We start from the raw sequence: 19,779 nt of genomic DNA on the forward strand, positions 1-19,779 counted from the left end.
ATTATCATTTTGTTGAAGGAGTTATGGTGTGAATGGAACAGCTTATGTGGGGAACGCCAGAGGCATTGCGCCGTTTATTGTGTGAAGTGGTGAGTTGGAAGAGTATGACGTTAACAGAGGGAGAGCGTGAATTTCCCTTAAAGGTTCGAGCGAAGCTTCAGGAATTGGCTTATTATAAGGAAAACCCTAATTTTTTGTCTCTTCATGACGTTGATTTGGATCGGCATTTTTTAACGGCTTTGTATAAGCATCCTGATGCATTGGAAACGATTGTTTTGATTAGTCATTTTGATACGGTGAATACTGAAGAATATGGTGACATTGAGGAGTTTGCTTATCAGCCGGAGGAATTAACCAAATTACTTCTAAGCAGAATGGATGAGTTGCCGGAGAATGCCCAACAAGATTTGAAATCGGGTGAGTATTTATTCGGACGCGGTACCATGGATATGAAAATGGGGCTTGTCATGCATATGGGGTTGATCGAAAAAGCAGCTGCTGAACAATGGCCGATTAATCTTCTCCTTTTGACTGTTCCGGATGAAGAAGTCAATTCCGCCGGTATGCGTGCAGCAGTGACTAAACTATTAGAATTAAAAGAAGTGCATCAACTTTCCTATAGCCTTTTCTTAAATGGGGAGCCAGTATTTTCACAAGAACCAGGTGATCGAAATTATTATGTGTATTCCGGTTCAATAGGTAAAATCATGCCATCGGCTCTTTTTTACGGGAAAGAGACACATGTGGGGGAACCTCTAAGTGGAATTACCGCTCCATATATTGCATCATTTTTGACCCAACGGATGGAATGGAATCAGAGTCTACAAGAGACGGTGAAGGGAGAAACAACACCACTGCCGGTTACCCTTCAGCAAAAGGATTTAAAGCTGGAGTATTCGGTTCAAACCCCTTACCGGGCAGCCGCCTTGTATAATGTGTTTTTAATGGAACGAAATGCTGACGAAATCATGCGGATTTTTGAAACTGTTGCGGCAGATGCAGCTAGAGCCTGTAATCTTGCGTATAGGGAGGTTTGTAAAGCACAAGCCGTAGATGCGCTCCGAGAAGTCAGGGTCATACGTTATGAGGAGTTGCAAGAACATGCGATTCATAAATATGGTCCCGATTTTGTGGAGGGTGTCAAAGCGGCGGTAAATAAACATACAGAGTGGGACGACCGGGAAAAGTCATTCCGAATCGCCGATACTCTGATGATTGAGTGTCAAGAACTGGCCCCGGCTATGGTCCTGCTATTTGCGCCGCCATACTACCCTGCGGTTAATTCTTCTGCAAATGCACTGGTTAAGCAGTGTGTTGAATACGTGAAAAAGCAGGGTCTTCAACAATTTGGTTTAGATGTGGGGCAAGTACATTATTTCAATGGTATCAGCGATTTAAGCTATGTAAATTATCAGGACCTGGAGGATGGATGGACGGCCTTCAAAGCAAATACACCAGTATGGGGCCGAAGCTACAGTATCCCATTTGCCGCAATGGCTGAGTTGCAGGCCCCTGTCTTGAATGTTGGTCCATTTGGAAAAGACGCTCACAAACGGACAGAGCGTCTGCATATAAAAAATGCATTTGAGGAAGTCCCTGCTCTTGTCGAAGGGATGATCAGAGAGGTCATTTCCGGTAATCTTTCCACTATTTCCACTTGTTCAGAGTGACAAATGGTGTCAGGCACCATAAATGGACATTTGTCCACTAGCGGTGACTGACACCATTTTTTAGGTATTGGAATAGACATTTCATTGATTGGTATTTATTGATTACTAAACAATTGATTGACTAGGATAAAATGGGCGAAGAAAAGTTAAATTCCGACTTGACTCATTGGAATAAATGTATTAAAATTTTCAATAAATTAAACAAGGGGGATTATTGTGAATACCATTCTAATCATTGTGAATATTGCAATCCTATTATTATTAATGTTTGGATTATTTATCATGCAGAAAAAACATGTTTCATTTTCAAAACGTGTATTTACTGCATTGGGGTTAGGTATTGTTTTTGGTTTTATTATTCATTTAATCTACGGAACAACGCATGAAGTAACTACTGGATCGATCGATTGGTTTAACGTTGTAGGGTACGGATACGTAAAACTTTTACAAATGGTGGTCATGCCACTCGTCTTCATTTCTATTGTCGGTGCCTTTACTAAGTTAAAGTTGACTAAAAATATCGGAAAAATTAGTTTTCTTGTGATTGGAATCCTGCTCGGAACAACCGCTATTTCTGCAGCAATTGGGATTGGTTCTGCTTTAGGATTTGGTCTTGATGGTATTCATCTAGCTGAGGGTGATGCTGAAAAAGCACGGAATGAACTGTTAGTGGAACGGGTGGCTAGCGTTGAAAATATGACGATGCCGCAGCAATTACTCGAATTAATTCCAAGTAATCCGTTTCAAGATTTAACAGGTGCCCGTCCGACATCGACAATTGCGGTTGTTATCTTTGCTGCTTTTCTTGGTGTGGCTTACCTGGGAGTTAAGAGAAAAGATCCCGAGCATGCAGACTTCTTTGCCAAGATTATTGATACTTTTTATAAGATTATCATGAGGGTTGTTACACTTATTTTACGTCTTACACCGTATGGAATTTTGGCTATTATCACCAAGGTAACAGCAACGAGTGATTTTGCAGCGATTGCGAAGTTAGGTAAGTTTGTCATTGCCTCTTATGTGGCGCTTATTCTAATGTTCATTGTTCATTTGCTGCTCATTTCATTTGCAAAGCTAAGCCCTGTAAACTTTGTGAAAAAAGCATTGCCAACCTTGACCTTTGCTTTTACCTCACGTTCAAGTGCGGGAACATTGCCAATGACAATCAAAACACAAACAAAAGACTTTGGTGTATCTGAAGGAATTGCCAACTTTGCCGGTTCATTCGGACTTTCCATCGGTCAAAATGGCTGTGCCGGTATTTACCCAGCGATGTTAGCGGTAATGGTCGCTCCTGCTGCAGGAATCGATCCATTCAGCCCATCATTTATTCTTACTCTTATTCTAGTAGTTGCAATCAGTTCATTTGGAGTCGCGGGCGTTGGCGGCGGTGCGACATTTGCTGCCTTAATCGTTCTTTCGGTTATGAATCTTCCAGTTGCAATTGTAGGACTATTAATCTCTGTTGAACCGTTAATCGACATGGGCCGTACAGCCCTAAACGTAAGCGGCGCCTTAACAGCCGGTGTCCTAACAGGCAAAGCAACAGGTGAAATCGAAACAGAAGTTTACCAACAGCCAAACGTAGTCGAAGCATAATTAAACAAATGTATCGTGCATATATTATTTAGGGTGTCAGGCACCATATTCATGGTGCCTGACACCCTTTTTACCTTTTTTCATTTTGTTATAGAACTAAAATGCAAAAGCATAAAATCCCCGTAATGGCTCCAAGCATTCCTCCTGCGAGGACATCTGAAGGATAGTGAAGCCCTAAATAAATGCGCGATATTCCCACACAGATACCTAAAGGAATAAGAACACTTGCCAATTGCGTGTTGAATAATACATAAGGGGTCACAACAGAGAAAATTGCTGTTGTATGCCCCGATGGGAATGAATGATCCTGCAATGGGTTCGCAGGGAACTTGGTTTCATTAATCATTAAATACGGCCTTTTTCGTGGAAACAGCTGTTTGATTATATGGACCGGAATATGGCTCGCTGATAACGCAAGTGCACTGGCGATTGCTGTCAATTTTGCCTCACTAGATGCTAAAAAGATAAGGAGGAGTGCAGAAGCAATGGTGACGTCCGCTCCTCCAAGATGTGTAACCGTTCGGAAAAATAGATTTAACAGCTTTTTATCAAAATGACGGTTTACCCGTAGTAACACCCGGCACTCAAAGCCATACATTGTCTGAATCCATCTTGTCATGTTCGCTGCTCCTTTAAAAATTTTTCATTCGAAACGTATCAATTGCTTAATATCCTTAGGAAAACAGGAACCGCCATTGCCAATCCCAGTTTTAAAAAAATGATGGCCAATCCGTTTATCTTGACCGATGCCAAAAGCAACTTCCTCTATATCCGCACCGACATTATCGCAAATGGCTGCTATTTCATTGATAAAACTAATTTTTGTAGCTAAAAAGGCATTAGCAGCATATTTAATCATTTCTGCACTTCTGGTATCTGTCTTCAAAATCGGAATATTTAACGGCAGATAAAATTGTTCCATAAAAGCTGCTGTTTCACGATGACTGGTGCCAATCACAATTCGGTCTCCGTGGAAAAAGTCAATAATTGCTGCGCCTTCGCGTAGAAATTCGGGATTGGCCACCACTTCTGCATGTAGGTTAGGAGGTTTCCTGCTGTCAATAATTTGTTGAATGAGCTCGTTCGTACCGACTGGAACCGTGCTTTTTGTACAGACAATGATATCCTGATCAATATAGTTGGCAATGGTATGAGCAACCACATGTATGTATTTTAGGTCTGCAGAACCGTCATGTGTTTCAGGTGTTCCAACTGCAATGAAAATGATGTCTGCACCTGAATATGCCTGATGAGCATCCGTGGTAAAATGCAGTTGCCCGTTACGCAGATTTCTTTCTATTAGTGTCTCTAATCCTGGCTCATATATGGGTGAACGTCCGCACTGGAGCATGTCGATTTTCTCTATTTGTATATCTATGCATGTTACCTGATGTCCTAATTCTGCTAAACAAGCACTCGTGACCAAGCCTACATATCCTGCTCCAGCAACTGTAACCTTCATCCAATCCCTCCAATGTGTTTGTTAACTCCATTGTATTAGAGAAAAATGGATATTTTCTTAACTTACTGTAAAGAGAGTGTAAAGACTATGTGGAGTTATTTAAAGTGATTTAAATTAAAAATAATTGAATCCAAGATAAATCCAAGATACACTTTAAATAAGACGAATCTAGGATTTTTTGTCTTCCGATGTATGAAGTATTAAATTGAATAAAGAATAATAAATGCAACTTCTAACAAAGAAGTGGAGGATATATAAAATGGAGAAGTTTCATCAAAAACCAAGTATTTATGTTGGAGAGGTTACAATCAAAGTTAAGAATCTAGACGATGCCGTAACTTTTTATCAAAATATCATTGGACTTCAAGTATTGGAGAAAACCGTACAGCAGGCCGTTTTAACAGCAGACGGGAAAAAACCGCTATTAACGCTTGAACAGCCTGCAGATGTGAGCCCGAAGCCGGCTAATACATCTGGTTTGTATCATTTTGCCATCTTACTGCCATCTCGTGCCGATTTATCGGTCTTTTTAAGGCACTTGCTTCAAACGGGCTATCCCCTGGGTGCTGCGGATCATTATGTCAGTGAGGCGCTCTACCTCAATGACCCGGACGGCAACGGGATTGAAGTCTACCGAGATCGCCCATCTGAGGAGTGGACATGGAAAAATAACTTAGTGGAGATGGCAACTGAACAACTGGATGCGGAAGGGATTCTTGCGGAAAGTAATGCGGAATGGACTGGTCTTCCCCCCGGGACAATTATGGGCCATATCCATCTTCACGTTGGCGATTTAAAAAAAGCAGAAGATTTCTACACAAAAGGGCTTGGCTTTGAAGTGGTCAGTTATTATCCGCAGGCAGCCTTTCTTTCAACAGGAAAATACCATCATCATATTGCGATCAACACTTGGCAGGGTGTGGGGGCTCCAACCCCTCCGGAAAATAGTGTCGGCTTAAGCTGGTATACTCTAGTCTTCCCGGATGAAGCAGAAAGAGAGAAAGCAATACAGCAGCTAAGGCGGCTTGGCGCCCCGATAAACCAAGAAGCAGATTATTATGTAACAAATGACCCATCAGGAAATCAAATCCGATTGGTGGTCTGAAAATTTCCAAGTAACTATTTCTGAAATAGAAGAAAACCATCAATCATAATGACTGATGGTTTATTTAGTTAAAATATCTTTGCTAAAAAAAGACTAAACCGAAGCGACACATACGGAATGTTAGAAAGGGCGCTTTTTTAACCTTTCTTACAATCCTTAGTGCTGCAGCCCTAAAAATACATTATAGGTTGTCATTGAATAGAGATATTTATGAACTTTTGTTAAATTTATTTTAATTAAGTTGAATTTTTTGCACAATATGGATGGTGCTATTAGAATCACAGAATAATTTTTAAATTATTGAAAGTGGATAATTAGGGAAATTAATGAATTTTATGACTTGTGGATGAACGTACAAGCAACAGATCTTCGATGGTGGGAGGTTTGGGCTGTTCCAATATTAATTGGTATTTCTACTACTTTTATAACCATGCAAAGGGATAGTTTTCAGGATTCTTTAATGGAGGCACTTTCTAACAATTCTGTACAAAATGGATGGGTTAAATATACTGACAAAGGATTTCTCTCTTAAAAAGAGACATGGGGGTACAATCAGAACGGAGAATGGGTAAGAAACAAATGGATTTCATCGAATGGCAAATGGTATTACATAATGCCTAGTAAAGTAATGATGGATAAAACATACGATAAAGATGGTTGGGCGTTAGCTCCTGCGTGGACTGGAAGTCAATACAGCGTTGTTTTCTTTTTGCAGAACCTTTGGCTTTTTTGCATGGAACCAGCGACAATCATATTAGAAAAAGGCGCGTATAAACTGAAAAACAAAAAAATAAACTGGTCTTACCCCTGTCAAGTAGACAGTATAAAAAAGCTAAGCTGCTAACGCGTGTCGATGGGGGCTAGACCCCCAATAAGCTTGTTGTTTTTCCTCGAATTTTTAAGCAACAGTTAAATAATTGTTTTACTCAAATCAAGAAATTACTTTTTCAAAAAGGTGGAAAAAGAGGAAGTGTTTAACGGATTTTTCTACAAAAAGAAGATAGTGAAATGAAGAAAAATATATTGGAATACATCAAGGTAGCTAATTTAGTTGTCATAACAATAAGCCTATCCATTATTGCTTGGAAAGATGTGAATCAAGTTAACGCCTACAAGAAACTCAAGAAAGTCTAAACCATATTACAGCTAGATTTAGTCAATTTAACTTAAATATAGCAAACTGAGGCACCATTCAATCAAAGATTTGAATGGTGTCGAAAATTCGAGGAATAGGTAGAATCATGTAAGTTTACGTGAAACAAATTTGATCGTGTAAATACATGAGGTACGATCTGTAAATTTACCTGACAATTCTCGACAACTTTCTTTTTAATTTTGCAGGGGAAATCCCAATAGATTAATATTTAGCATCTTTTTCAATCAAATGTTTGAATAGTATAACCTGTATGGAATTTTATCGAAAGGATGTTGAATGGTGAAAATTAGGGTTCGAATCTAATTCGATCCTTATTTTTATGAGCCCTTTAAACCATTTTTTCATCGATTGGACAAGAAAAAGGTCTATTTTTCAAATGCTGCAGCAATTTTAAATAATCGTTTGTTTGATAGGGAAATTTCAGGAAAATACCTGAGGAGTGTTTGATGGCGTAAGGGTTGATATAGATATATCCATCATAGTAGATGGATTTTAAAGAATGAATAAGGCCGAGGTGATTGCTGCCTCAGCCTGGATATTTAATCATGAAATGTAGTAGAAAAGAAATCAACTCTTGTCGCTGTATTTTGATTATGCGCCCTTTTTAGGCCCCTTCGATTTAGAAAAAGGATTGTTCCTTTCCCGGACATGATGTTTCTAAATTGCTCTGCTATTTGCAGTTTATGGTTAAAGGAATAAAGTTTAGGAAGGGACCGTAATAATTAACCCATTCTTAAACTCTACCCTGGCTTTTCGATTTAAAGTGTTTGTTCTTAAAATATTACACGGATTAAACCACATAGTGTCAGAGTGTTAAACAGATTTATTAGGAAATACAACAATAGTATGTAACGGGTTCACCATTACAGGACACATTTGTTTGTCGCCAAGGAGTAGCTTTGCAGTCTCCATTGCCCCTTTCAAATTAAAACCCACACATCTGATACTGTCATTTAGGATTTCTAAGGGGAATCAATTAACAATAAAGACTCTATTACACTCTGTTATAATTGTACATAGCTTTGCATTCCGATAATATTGCCCCACCATAAAATTAAAATCCGGAGTAATAAATACTTTTCTTCTAAAAATATTACCAATAAATAGTTTATTTTTCATAATTAATCAAATTCCTCCTTATCTACCTTGTGGAACTTCTTTAAACTAAAAAATTGACACCAAATCTGCACACAAATGCAAATTTAGTCATCAAAATCCACTTTTGAACGCAAAAATGAAGCTTATCGCACTAAAATGGCCATCAAAAGTGAAATGAAGCCGTTCGATTTTCCGCGCCAAACCCGCTATCGTAAAGATGCCGGAAACAGATAATAGCGGCGAAAGGGTGGCGCAAGATGATGAATTTGAAATCAGGCAACATTGAGGGATTTGAACAGTTTTCCCAATTTGAGAGTTTGCAAGAGTTTAATCAGCATATGGAATGGTGGCTGCTAGAGCATAAGAAGGATTTTTCAAAAGGGGAGCTAGTCGGCTTAAAGCGACTGGTTCGTTTTGCTGCGAAAATTCCTGGAGTATGCAATGCCAAAATCGGCACAATGTTAAAAGCGATTCATCAAGAGTACAAGAATAATGGCATTTCCCGTTCCACTTTTAAGCGGATGATCGGGAAGGCAAAGGATGTAGGGATTTTCACGGTCTATGAAACGGAACGCACAAACGGCTCCCAGTCGAGTAATCTCTTTGTGTTCAATCGTTTTCCGGTCAGTGAACCACCTAATCAACAAACAATGAACCACCCAAAAGAAACTATTAATCTTTTAAAAACTGAAAAAGATCAAAAGATAAAAAAACGTAAAGAGGAACCGTCTACATTGGACCATACCTTTGTGAGCAACCGTGTACCAAAGCCTTTTGTAGAATTTGTTACATGTTTCTTCGACGATGCGAAATTAATCGAAGACTTTTGGCGTATGGTTCATATTCTTGCGTTTGATTATAAATTGCACCAAGAAACGGATGTCATCGTTCCAATCGCCATCGATGCGTTCCGGCAATTAATTAGAAAACTAAAACTTACAAACGTCGTTAGAAAGCCCATTGCCTACTTTTACGGAATCTTAAAAGAGAAGTTCTATCTGTATTATGATAACTTATGCGATGAAAGGATGGCAGCTGAGCCTAGGAAAGATGATGAAAAGGTACTTTATGAGATTGGCGGAGAATTCTATGAGTGGGACTGGTTGAATGGGGAAGACATGAAAAGTGTTCATCCTCCTCAACGGTTCACAGCGCGGGGACTGATCGTGCATGTTCGAGACGATGCCTGCCGCCAACCGGAAGAACTTGTATTAACCCGAAGGATTAACCATTAGTCGATCAAGTTCCTTTCCAAACAGCCAATCCGCTACACACTTCCCCATTATATTCAAGCATTTGGAGGGGAAGTTCAGGATTGCTAGGGTTAAGTCTAATTTCAAACAACGTTTAACTAATGGCGAAAATACAAGAAATTGACAGAATCATGACAGTTAACGTGCAAAATTAAAGATAGGTGGCCACAAGTGATTCTGGGTATCTCGATGAATGTAGTCCGTACTTTTCGACATTTTTCAAATCAAACTCCAGCTGTTTTTCCCTCATTTCCTCAATAGATATTGCCAAAAACAATTTCTTCATGTGCTTTACAAATTCCTTTCCTGCTTTTTTAAAGTATTTATTGCAGTGTATTAAGGTATCGTCTAAATCCAATATCAAGGTTTGTTGTTTCGTAAAAACAATATCGCTTTGGCACGTTCTCCTGATACTAAAGCTTACAATTATTTTTTATCTAAACGACGTAAGCCCTGCCTAATTTACATCCTTACGACTCCGAAGCCTATCCAGAGTGAAAAGTTACTCTAGTAAAGCGTAAAGTATAGGACCCTAAACATTTCTAAATTTCTCCGTAAACTCAATGTATTCCGTATACCAAAATAATAAGAATAAGGAAATAACGTTAAAAACTGAGGGTTCTTATATAAAATCACTGTAATTCCAACTGAAGATGATAACGGTAATTTTTGTAAAAACAGTATAGAAAACAGAGGTCAATATCGAAAGGAAGACATATTATAATACGAGGTGTATAAAATGGGGATTTATGAAAGTGAATTACCAGGAGTAAAAGTTATTGAACCAAATGTGTTTAGTGATCATCGTGGATGGTTTATGGAGTCGTTTAGTGATGAATGGTTTATTAAAGAAGGAATAAGCACTGTTTTTGTTCAGGATAATCATTCACTTTCTGTATCAAGTGGTACCTTACGGGGGTTACATTATCAATTAATTCCAAAAGCCCAGGCAAAGCTTGTCCGCTGTACAAGAGGTGCTATCTTTGATGTTGCAATCGATATTCGAAAGGGTAGTCCTGCATTTGGTATGTGGTTTGGAATTGAATTAAGTGCAGTTAATCGAAAACAGTTGTTCATTCCAAAAGGATTTGCTCATGGTTTTATGACATTAACAGATGATACAGAAGTTCAATATAAGGTGGATGCCTTTTATGATCCTCAGTTCGACAGGGGCATTAAATGGAATGACCCAGCAATTGGGATAGTGTGGCCAGCTTCACTTACCCCAATATTATCAGCTAAGGATCAATCTAATCCAAATTTAGCTGATATAGAGAATAATTTTATCTATGGAGAAAAACTATGAAAATACTTGTTACAGGTTCGACAGGGCAGCTTGGTTTTGATGTGATGAAAGAAGGGCATAGCCGTGGGATGGATATGATTGGAGTGGGGTCAAAAGATTTAAATATTACAGATGAACCTTCAGTTGGTAAGTTTATTGCCGATTTGAACCCTGATGCGATTATTCATTGCGCTGCCTATACAGCTGTTGATCAAGCTGAGGATGATAGGGAAAACTGTTGGAATGTGAATGTGGAAGGGACAAACAATCTAGTTCAGGCCGCAAGGAAAATTCAGGCAAAGTTTATGTATATTAGTTCAGATTACGTGTTTAATGGATTGGGAGATTATCCGTTTGATGAATCGGAGCAGCCAAGCCCTGTTAGTTATTATGGACTGACAAAATACGAAGGTGAAAAGCTTGTTCAGTCCAAATTATCGGAATGGTTTATTGTTAGAATTTCATGGGTTTTCGGCAAAAATGGAAATAACTTTGTTAAGACAATGCTTAAACTTTCAGAAAATCACACTATGCTTAATGTAGTAGAGGATCAGATTGGCTCTCCTACCTATACAGTTGATGCAGCGCGACTACTGTTGGACATGATTCAAACAAATCAATATGGCTTCTATCATGCAACGAATGAGGGATATTGCAGTTGGGCTGATTTTGCAAGGGAAATATTCCGCCTTAGCGGGAAATCAGTTATTGTTAAATCCATCAGTTCTGAAGAGTACCCTACTAGAGCCATTCGCCCAAAAAACTCACGGTTGTCTAATCAAAAATTACGTATTCATGGATTTAGCCCCCTGCCCTCCTGGCAAATCGCGTTAAAGCAATATCTAAATGATGGAACCAACAAGGAGTGAGGTAAATTTGACTACAAGGAAGATTTTGATAACCGGAGGCTCGGGATTTATCGGTGGAAACTTCGTTCAGTATATGGTTAAAAAATATCCGGATTATCATATTTATAATTTAGATTTACTCACGTATGCGGGTGATATAACGAAACACCGTGAGATTGAATCACATAAAAACTATCATTTTATTCAAGCGGATATTACGAATCGCAGTGTTATTATGAATCTTTTTGAAAAAGAGAAGTTTAAGTATGTTGTTCATTTTGCCGCAGAAAGCCATGTGGATCGTTCGATTTTAGATCCGGAAATATTTGTTCGAACCAATATTTTGGGGACACAGGTGCTGCTTGATGCAGCAAAACATATGGAAGTGGACAAATTTATCCATGTTTCAACAGATGAAGTTTATGGAGAGTTAGACTTTGATCCATCAACTTTTTTTACAGAGGAAACACCGCTTAAGGCAAATAGTCCGTACAGTGCCAGTAAGGCGTCCAGTGACCTCTTAGTTAGAGCGTATCATGAAACATTTCAACTCCCCGTCAATATAACCCGTTGTTCCAATAATTATGGTCCGTTTCACTTTCCTGAAAAACTAATTCCACTCACCATCCTTCGTGCCTTAAATAATGAAACGATTCCTGTTTATGGGGATGGAAAGAATGTCCGCGATTGGTTACATGTCCACGACCATTGTACGGCACTCGATTTAGTATTGCATAAAGGGGTGAATGGTGAAATTTATAATGTTGGCGGCAATAATGAAAAAACCAATTTAGAGGTGGTTACTACTATTCTTCATGCCTTAGGGAAATCAGAAGATCTCATTACGTTTGTCCCCGACCGCTTGGGACACGATAAGCGCTACGCCATTTGCTCGAATAAATTAAAGAAATTAGGCTGGACACCCCAATATTCTTTTGAAACGGGGATATCCATGACTGTTGAATGGTTTGTCCAGAATAAATGGTGGTGGAGGCAACTATTGAGTGATGGATACTTGAAATATATTGAAAATCAATATTCAAAAAATGATGGTGACTAGGAAAATAAGACCAATTCCATAAATGGACACTCAAGCTAGTACCAAAAAAAACCTTTTCTCATAAATTGATAAGGAGTGTTATTCATGGAAAGGGTGAAGAGAATGAAAGGTGTCATTTTGGCTGGGGGAAAGGGTACACGTTTACAGCCTTTTACAAAAGTACTAAATAAGCACTTATTGCCTGTTGGCTTGCAGCCAATGGTTCATTGGCCAATTACCAAGTTAAAGCAAGCGGGTATTACGGAAATATTAATCGTTACAAATCAGGAAGATGTAGCTGACTTTCAAAAAATAGTGGGTAACGGTAAGGAATTGGGAGTTAACTTATCATACACGATCCAAAGTGATAATGGCGGTGGAATTGCCGATGCTTTATATTGTGCGAAGGAGTTCGTTGAAGATAAGTTTGTTGTGTTACTTGGGGACAACCTGTTTGATGATGATCTCGGGTCATATATTGAAGAATTTAAGAATGGCTGCCATGAAGCGAAGGTTTTTTTAAAAGAGGTGCCAGATCCGGAAAGGTATGGGGTGGCCATTCTAGATGAAAATAATCATTCCATTCTCTCGATTATTGAAAAGCCTAAGATAAGCAATTCCAATTATTGTGTAACAGGAATGTATTTCTACGATAAGCAGGTTTTTGAATTAATTCATCTGTTGGAGCCTTCTGCCAGGGGGGAAAAGGAAGTGACAGATTTAAATAATTTGTATATTAATCGAAGGGCATTAAAGTATGAAAAACTAACAAAATGGTGGCTTGATGCGGGAACACATGAAGCCTTATTCAAGGCAAACCAACATTATTATGAAAATCTGTTGAAGGCAGAGAACGAACATGATAGGGAATTAAAATAAAATGGGGTGTGATTGTGCCGAAGGTTTCTATCATATTAACTAGTTTTAATAAACAGGAATATGTCGCGAAGTCAATTCGTGCCATATTGGACCAAAGTTATGATGACTTCGAGTTATTTATCATGGATGATAACTCAAATGAAGCAACGCTAAGAGAGATCCAACCCTTTTTAAAAGATACTAGAGTGAAATTTTTTAAGAGTGATATTAAAACTATTGATGAAAGAGTAGCAAAAACAAGATATGCCGTTCTCATTAATCAAGCACTTGATTTAGCACAAGGAGAATATATTACGTATGCAACCGATGACAATGTGTTCCATAAGAAAAAAATAAAGAAAATGGTTGATTACTTAGATCGGCATCCAAAGGTTATGGTCGTTTATTCAGCATCGGAAACGATCTATTTGAATGATAAGGGGGAAAGTACGCATTCGGTTATCAGACCTGCTAAGAGTCTATCTTGGCTGGCATCGTGTGTGATAGACCATTGTTCGATTATGCATCGTAGAGATGTTTTACCTGTGATTACAAAAACCTTTGGCGCAAATTGGGATGAAGATCCACAATTTTATCGGATCGGCGACGCTCGATTCTTCTGGAAATTAAATCACTATTGGCCATTTTATCCCCTTAATGAAGTATTAGATTTTAATTACATTACCCCGAAATCAATTCATACGCAAATTTTCCATGAAAAGCCAAGTGAATTTGCTCAAAAATTACCCCCCCAGCGAACATGCAAGGAACTGCGAGAATCCCTGAGGGCATTGAAACGGGGGAATCCGCATTGAGTCATTATTTAGCAAACTATTGGAACATCTATCGCGAGTTTTTGGAAACCTTCAAAAATTTTAAATTTAACAATATTCCTATCGCCATTGTAACAAATTTTTATCAGCATTTTGATTCAGAGCTTAAAAGAAAAATGGAAGCTGAAGATTTTACTAATGAAAGTCGATATGAACTGAAAAAAGAAATGATTCAACCCTATTTTGATAAATGGCTTGGGGATACGAGATTAACCCATACGGACGGGGTGAAGGGTGGAAAAGTCCTGATCAACTATGACTATACGCGTATTCCCGAGTCATGTTATAAAACCTTATTTGATCCGAAACAGACGATTATTCTTTCTCGGTCTGCGAAAACACATCTTTATGGAATTCCAGTTGAGACACTCCATAAATACGAACAGTCCAATGACCTTATTTCGATTCAGCTTGTCAAAAATGCGGAGACTATATTTAAGAAATTACATGACCATCCGGTATTTAGCAATGAATTCTTTCAACAGACCTTCCTTAAACGGATACCCTTGATCGTGAAAACGATAAGTACAGTATGTCATTTCTTTGAACACGTAAACATCTCAGCTATCGTGGTTGGTACGACGGAAGATGTGGTAAGCAGAGTACTAGCTATTGTTGGCACCATTCACGGCATCAAAAGTGTATGTCTGCAGCATGGGGCATTAATGGGGGAAGAAGCTTTTATGCCGGTATTTACCACTACTGTTGCCGTATATGGAGAGTATGAAAAAAACTGGTATTTACAAAGAGGAGTGCCGCAAGAGCGTATCGCTGAAATTGGTCATCCGAAATATGACGAAATATTTACTAAAACCAGAGGGAAGAAAAAAAGCTTTTATAAGCGATTCAATCTTGATCCAGCCAAACAGACTTTATTAGTCATTACTGGACCTAATATAGAACCTGAGAAATTTTTGCGGCTGATGAGAAATATTCTAGCTAACACCAGTTATCAAATCATAATAAAGCCACATCCATGGGAGGTAGGAAAGGGAAAGTGCGGTATATATTTTGAACTTGAAAAGAAATATAAAACGGTTCAAGTGTTTACATCGCGAGAGAATTACTTATATGATCTAATTTCCCAGGTTGATGGAGTAGTTGCCTCATTATCAACAGTCGTGTTAGAAAGTATTTTATTTAGTAAACCAGTGTTTATATTTGACTTTGTAATCAGTAATCGATCGTATGATTATTATGAAAAGCTAGGAGAATTTTTACAAACAGGTCCTGATCGATTAACTGAAGTCATTGATCAATTTTTTTCCACGAATGAAAAAAAAGAAGACTATCAAAGAATTAGAAGCGAATATGCGTCTTGTTCTTATAATGATGGAACTTCAGGAAAAAAATTACTTGCCCACCTGAATGAGCTTCAAGCATGAATTTCCTCTTTTTCTTAAAGTCTCTTTACCGTTTAAGTGAACCTCAAATGAATAAAAAAATAGTAAGATATCACTTCGGAAGGAGGAGATATCTTACTTTTTTTTACTGTGACAGCATGCTCCAGTCGGCAGGAGTTCCTGCTTTAATGCTTACTTGTACCTGTTTTCCTAATAATTCTTCATAGAATTTAGGAGCTAGACCATATCCTGGACGTATAATTTTTAGATTCTCTTTTGTTAACGTATCCCCTGCTTGGAGATCTTTCGCAATATAAATGGATCTTCTGTATTTTAATGACTTTTTTTCTTCTTCTGTTGGACCGTAAGTTATTTGTCCGAGGGACTGCCATGCACGTTCCGACTCTGCCACTAAAGCTTTCATTTCTGACGGTTCCATTGAAAAGGCAGAATCAACGCCGCCATCAGACCTAAGAATTGTAAAATGTTTTTCAATTACTGTAGCACCTAACGCCACACTTGCTAGAGAAACGCCAATTCCCATTGTATGGTCAGAGATTCCAACTTGGCAGTTAAATAATTGCTGTAAGTGGGGGATGGTTAAAATATTTGTATTTTCTGGAGTTGCAGGGTAGGTGCTGGTGCATTTTAATAATATTAAGTCGCGGCATCCTGCTTCCCTTGCGGTTTTCACCGTTTCTTCCAATTCCTCTAGAGAGGCCATTCCTGTTGAAATAATCATCGGTTTCCCTGTTGCAGCAACTTTTTTGATCAGTGGCAAATCGTTATTCTCAAACGAGGCAATTTTATACATAGGTACGTTTAATGTTTCTAAGAAATCGACAGCTGTTTCATCAAACGGGGTACTAAAGGCGAGCATTCCAAGTTCTTGTGCCCGATCAAACAGAGTCTTGTGCCATTCCCATGGTGTATAGGCCTCTTGGTATAATTCATATAAGTTCCTTCCTTCCCACAAGTTTCCTTCGTCCTTTATATCAAAACCCTCACCATTCACATTTAAGGTCATGGTGTCGGGGGTGTAGGTTTGGATTTTTAAAGCATGTGCGCCCGTTTTAGCAGCTTCCTCTACAATTTTCAAGGCTCTTTCTAAGGACTGATTATGGTTTCCTGACATTTCGGCAATTACAAATGGCCGATGGTCTTTTCCTATAATATAGTTCCCGATTTTGATATCCATTCAATTATTCCCTTCCAAAATATATTCTCTGGTCTTATGGATTCCTAGATTTGCAAGAACATCGATAATGGATAAATGAGAGATAAACCCCTCGTGATGTTTTTGAGTGTACTGGCCAGGAATATAATCATGATATTCTACCTTTATATTACTTTTAGAAAAAAGCCCTTCTTGTTCAATATAGTCCTTGGAACCTCTTGCACTCAAATAGACTTCTGCCCCTAAATAATGACAAACGTTTATGAGATACTCAGACTTCCGGCCAGATACCGGCAGTTCACTGCTCTTCCTGATATTTGTGCGGATCCCAAGCAATTGGGCTATTTCCTTCGTTAAGGCCATGGTAAAATCGGCTAATAATAGCGTATCATTTTGGTAGAAATGGTTAAGGAGGTCTTTGATTTCATGAAAATAGGGGTGTTTTCCATAGGTTTGCTGAAGCGTTAGCAGGTGTTTTTTTTTCCACAACTTGGTGAGGTCTGTTTTGACATCCTTAATCAATTGTTGCTTCTCTCCACCAGTTAATACTGGGATGGTTAGATATTTCGCTTGGTCTTTGAGTAAAATTTTATTCCTTTGCTGCCAGGAGCCTTTAGAAAATTGAACATCGTCAAGAAAAATAAAAAAATCTGTATTGGACATCATGTGAAAGTACCCCGCCCATGGCAGATAGGTTGGCTGCATAATGGCAATTTTCATAGCAATTCTCCTTTATTCTTCTTCCAATCCTCTTTCAATAGTGAGAATCTTAATTGATCCCGAAAGTGTCCTTCAAAGTAATTCGATTGTTTTTCAATTCCTTCTTGCACAAACCCGATTTTTTTATACAGTTTAATCGCATAGATGTTATCAGGGAAGACCTGCAGCCAGATTCGATTGAGTTTGAGACAGTCGAAGGCATATTGGACGACAGCTGCCAAAGAGGAATAACCAATCCCTTTACCCCTTACATCATCTCTCCCGATATATAATTGGAAAAATGCAGAATAATGTTGAGGATTGATGAATAAAAGGATGTTTCCACAATAGATGTTGGTTGAATCGAAAATTGCCCAAATAAGGGTTTGATTCAATGATTTTATCCATTGACGATGCGATTCAATAGTGACTTTTTTAGTAAGCCCAAAACTTTTGAATACCACCGGGTTATTTAGCCACTCAACAGTTTGCTGGTGGTGGCATTCAGCGTATGGGATAAGCCGGCAATTTTTATGAAATAGACAAATATTCATGGTTATCAACCTCTTATGAAATCAATGATTCGAAAATTCTTTTTGTTCCGAAACCATCGACAGATTGGATACACTTTTGATACATTGCATTTGTTAGGTTTTTATCACTAATAAATCTTTGGGTTTGAATGATAAATTGATTTTCCTCCAACGTATCAGCATCACCAAAGTATCGGCAAAATCCCCTTTTTTCTAAGGTTTCGAGTATCTTAATTTGATTGCTGTTGATTGATAGATATGCAGCCGGCAATCCAACACAGGCTCTTTCCCATGTGGTTGATCCAGCTGCACCAATAGCTAGATCACACTCAGCCATATATTCAGCCATATTTTCAATGTTTTGTTTCCATTGGAACCTGTTTCCGTATTTTTTAGACAGTTCGTGTATAGAGTCTATGTTCAAATAATTTTCACCGATTACTGCTTTTACAAAAAGCTTTGGGAAATGTTTTAAAATCAGGTTACTAAACTTTCCAGTATGGCCTTTATAGTCATTGCCACCAAAAAAAACATGAATGGTAATAAGGTTGTTATTGATGTGAAAGCTATTTTTTCTGTGTTCCCTAAATTGTGGGCGTAAAATAGCAAAATCTAATCCAAATAAACCTATGCAACTCGAAGGCAATAATCCTTGGTAACGTTCTCCTGTTTCACCGAACGTTTGATCTACTATCATGTCACAGACATGTTCTCGGTTGGCTAAATCATCGATCACCATAATCTTTTTGACATAAGGAAGAAGAGAGGCTTCCCACTCCTTACTAATTTCATAATGATCAATAATAAGCCAATCAATGGGAGCTAATGTTTCTGTAAGAATAGTGATGGTCTCATCGGCATCGATTTTCCATTGAAAGTTTTCTTGGTCCTCTCTATAGTGAAGGAGGTGGGAGGCATAACATTTATTATTGATTAAATGAACAGAATGGCCTGTAAGTCTTCGGCAAATAAACGTGATATTGTGGCCGTTTTTCGATAATTCGTCCGCCAACGTTAAGCACCTTACAACATGACCAGTTCCGATTTTCGTTGATGAATCTACTCGAAAACAAATGTTCATATTACTCCCTCTTAATATTTTTTTTGTTGAATCGCTGAGTTTAATAACATCCAGTCTTTGTTTCTATTTAATAGTTCGATTACATCTTTTGTTAAAAATGTAGGGTGAACGGGATAAATGGCCGTAAGGATCTTTTCAATTAATAAAAAGTCTTCTATTGTGTCTACTGTCCAGCGCAAATGACTAAAATCCTCGGCAGCTTCCAAAGAGCCCATTTTGAATAACTCCTGATGATCAAATATAAATGTGGTAACATGTTCTCGATGACCATGTTTACGAGCGGTTTCGTGAAGTTTCTTTAATGTCTCTTTAGAAAAGACTTCCACATCAAGCCCACGAGGGAATTTCCTATTAATAATGTTGGCTGTATAGTCAAATTGGTTACTCAAATAAAGTTCAATGGTTTGATCGATGATTTCATGATCAATAAGGGGACAATCTGAAGTTAATCTAATAATGGTCTCAAATGAAAATTCATTTGCAGCTTCATAATAACGAGAAAGCACATCGTCCTCAGAGCCGCGATAATAGGATATTCCTAGTGATTCACATAGTTCCACAATGGGAGTGTCATTATCTGATATGGTGGTGGCTATAACGATTTCATTTATCAGCTTCGAACGTTTTACTCGTTCAATTTGATATTCTAATAGCGTTTTTCCAAGCACTTTCTTTAATATTTTCCCAGGCAGTCTTGTTGAACCCATTCTTGCCTGAATAATGGCACCAATCTTCATATT

At 38.3% G+C, this 19,779-nt stretch carries 18 protein-coding genes; 10 read left to right on the forward strand and 8 right to left on the reverse strand.

Annotation, left to right across the window (positions count from 1 at the left end; all coding sequences use genetic code 11):
- Nucleotides 1-32: 32 nt before the first annotated feature.
- Entirely contained in the window at nucleotides 33-1,670 is a 1,638-nt protein-coding gene (locus tag FAY30_RS03095; RefSeq protein ID WP_149868521.1) for a M20/M25/M40 family metallo-hydrolase, read from the forward strand.
- A gap of 216 nt (nucleotides 1,671-1,886) precedes the next feature.
- Nucleotides 1,887-3,269: an L-cystine transporter gene (locus FAY30_RS03100; RefSeq protein WP_149868522.1), complete on the forward strand. Its 1,383-nt coding sequence runs from the start codon at nucleotides 1,887-1,889 to the stop codon at nucleotides 3,267-3,269.
- Between the two features lie 88 nt (nucleotides 3,270-3,357).
- Here FAY30_RS03100 and FAY30_RS03105 read toward each other — a convergent pair whose 3' ends face one another.
- Together FAY30_RS03105 and FAY30_RS03110 are read right to left on the reverse strand one after the other, a co-directional pair.
- Nucleotides 3,358-3,888, reverse strand: a complete 531-nt coding sequence (locus FAY30_RS03105) for a phosphatase PAP2 family protein (protein WP_149868523.1) — start codon at nucleotides 3,886-3,888, stop codon at nucleotides 3,358-3,360.
- A 24-nt stretch (nucleotides 3,889-3,912) separates the two neighbouring features.
- A complete protein-coding gene (locus tag FAY30_RS03110; protein WP_223820876.1) occupies nucleotides 3,913-4,731 on the reverse strand; it encodes a UDP-glucose dehydrogenase family protein in 819 nt (272 codons plus the stop codon).
- 259 nt (nucleotides 4,732-4,990) lie between these two features.
- Here FAY30_RS03110 and FAY30_RS03115 point away from each other — a divergent pair, with 259 nt between their 5' ends.
- Nucleotides 4,991-5,836, forward strand: coding sequence for a VOC family protein (locus FAY30_RS03115; RefSeq protein ID WP_149868524.1), 846 nt, complete (start codon nucleotides 4,991-4,993; stop codon nucleotides 5,834-5,836).
- Between the two features lie 1,969 nt (nucleotides 5,837-7,805).
- Here FAY30_RS03115 and FAY30_RS28020 read toward each other — a convergent pair.
- Entirely contained in the window at nucleotides 7,806-7,952 is a 147-nt protein-coding gene (locus FAY30_RS28020) for a competence protein ComK (RefSeq protein ID WP_149872569.1), read from the reverse strand.
- 395 nt (nucleotides 7,953-8,347) lie between these two features.
- Here FAY30_RS28020 and FAY30_RS03125 point away from each other — a divergent pair, with 395 nt between their 5' ends.
- From FAY30_RS03125 to FAY30_RS03160, 7 genes are all read left to right on the forward strand, one after another.
- Nucleotides 8,348-9,325, forward strand: coding sequence for a hypothetical protein (locus FAY30_RS03125; protein WP_223820877.1), 978 nt, complete (start codon nucleotides 8,348-8,350; stop codon nucleotides 9,323-9,325).
- Between the two features lie 757 nt (nucleotides 9,326-10,082).
- The gene (gene rfbC / locus FAY30_RS03135) at nucleotides 10,083-10,649 is read left to right on the forward strand and encodes a dTDP-4-dehydrorhamnose 3,5-epimerase (RefSeq protein ID WP_149868526.1); all 567 of its coding nucleotides are present in this window, start codon (nucleotides 10,083-10,085) and stop codon (nucleotides 10,647-10,649) included.
- Nucleotides 10,646-11,497: a dTDP-4-dehydrorhamnose reductase gene (rfbD, locus tag FAY30_RS03140; protein ID WP_149868527.1), complete on the forward strand. Its 852-nt coding sequence runs from the start codon at nucleotides 10,646-10,648 to the stop codon at nucleotides 11,495-11,497. The genes rfbC and rfbD overlap by 4 nt, the downstream gene beginning before the upstream one ends.
- A 7-nt stretch (nucleotides 11,498-11,504) precedes the next feature.
- Nucleotides 11,505-12,536: a dTDP-glucose 4,6-dehydratase gene (rfbB, locus tag FAY30_RS03145; RefSeq protein ID WP_149868528.1), complete on the forward strand. Its 1,032-nt coding sequence runs from the start codon at nucleotides 11,505-11,507 to the stop codon at nucleotides 12,534-12,536.
- A gap of 102 nt (nucleotides 12,537-12,638) precedes the next feature.
- Complete coding sequence (locus tag FAY30_RS03150) at nucleotides 12,639-13,394, forward strand: sugar phosphate nucleotidyltransferase (protein WP_149872570.1); 756 nt, start codon at nucleotides 12,639-12,641, stop codon at nucleotides 13,392-13,394.
- A gap of 14 nt (nucleotides 13,395-13,408) precedes the next feature.
- Nucleotides 13,409-14,188, forward strand: a complete 780-nt coding sequence (locus FAY30_RS03155) for a glycosyltransferase family 2 protein (RefSeq protein WP_149868529.1) — start codon at nucleotides 13,409-13,411, stop codon at nucleotides 14,186-14,188.
- Nucleotides 14,185-15,591: a CDP-glycerol glycerophosphotransferase family protein gene (locus FAY30_RS03160; RefSeq protein WP_190284799.1), complete on the forward strand. Its 1,407-nt coding sequence runs from the start codon at nucleotides 14,185-14,187 to the stop codon at nucleotides 15,589-15,591. Before FAY30_RS03155 ends, FAY30_RS03160 begins: the two co-directional genes overlap by 4 nt.
- A gap of 103 nt (nucleotides 15,592-15,694) precedes the next feature.
- Here the strand turns inward: FAY30_RS03160 and pseI are convergent, their stop codons facing one another.
- Genes pseI through FAY30_RS03185 form a run of 5 tightly spaced genes read right to left on the reverse strand, consistent with a single transcriptional unit; the run spans nucleotide 15,695 to nucleotide 19,776 of the window.
- Entirely contained in the window at nucleotides 15,695-16,747 is a 1,053-nt protein-coding gene (pseI, locus tag FAY30_RS03165; RefSeq protein WP_149868531.1) for a pseudaminic acid synthase, read from the reverse strand.
- Entirely contained in the window at nucleotides 16,748-17,446 is a 699-nt protein-coding gene (locus FAY30_RS03170) for a WbqC family protein (protein WP_149868532.1), read from the reverse strand. It abuts the gene before it with no gap.
- Nucleotides 17,443-17,979, reverse strand: coding sequence for a GNAT family N-acetyltransferase (locus FAY30_RS03175; RefSeq protein WP_149868533.1), 537 nt, complete (start codon nucleotides 17,977-17,979; stop codon nucleotides 17,443-17,445). Before FAY30_RS03175 ends, FAY30_RS03170 begins: the two co-directional genes overlap by 4 nt.
- 13 nt (nucleotides 17,980-17,992) lie before the next feature.
- On the reverse strand, nucleotides 17,993-19,039 hold the full coding sequence (pseG, locus tag FAY30_RS03180; protein WP_149868534.1) for a UDP-2,4-diacetamido-2,4,6-trideoxy-beta-L-altropyranose hydrolase: 1,047 nt from the start codon (nucleotides 19,037-19,039) through the stop codon (nucleotides 17,993-17,995).
- Between the two features lie 11 nt (nucleotides 19,040-19,050).
- Nucleotides 19,051-19,776: a cytidylyltransferase domain-containing protein gene (locus FAY30_RS03185; protein WP_149868535.1), complete on the reverse strand. Its 726-nt coding sequence runs from the start codon at nucleotides 19,774-19,776 to the stop codon at nucleotides 19,051-19,053.
- Between the last annotated feature and the right edge of the window lie 3 nt (nucleotides 19,777-19,779).

Origin of the sequence: Bacillus sp. S3 (assembly GCF_005154805.1) — a bacterium.
In the GTDB taxonomy this organism is placed as follows: Bacteria; Bacillota; Bacilli; order Bacillales; family Cytobacillaceae; genus Neobacillus.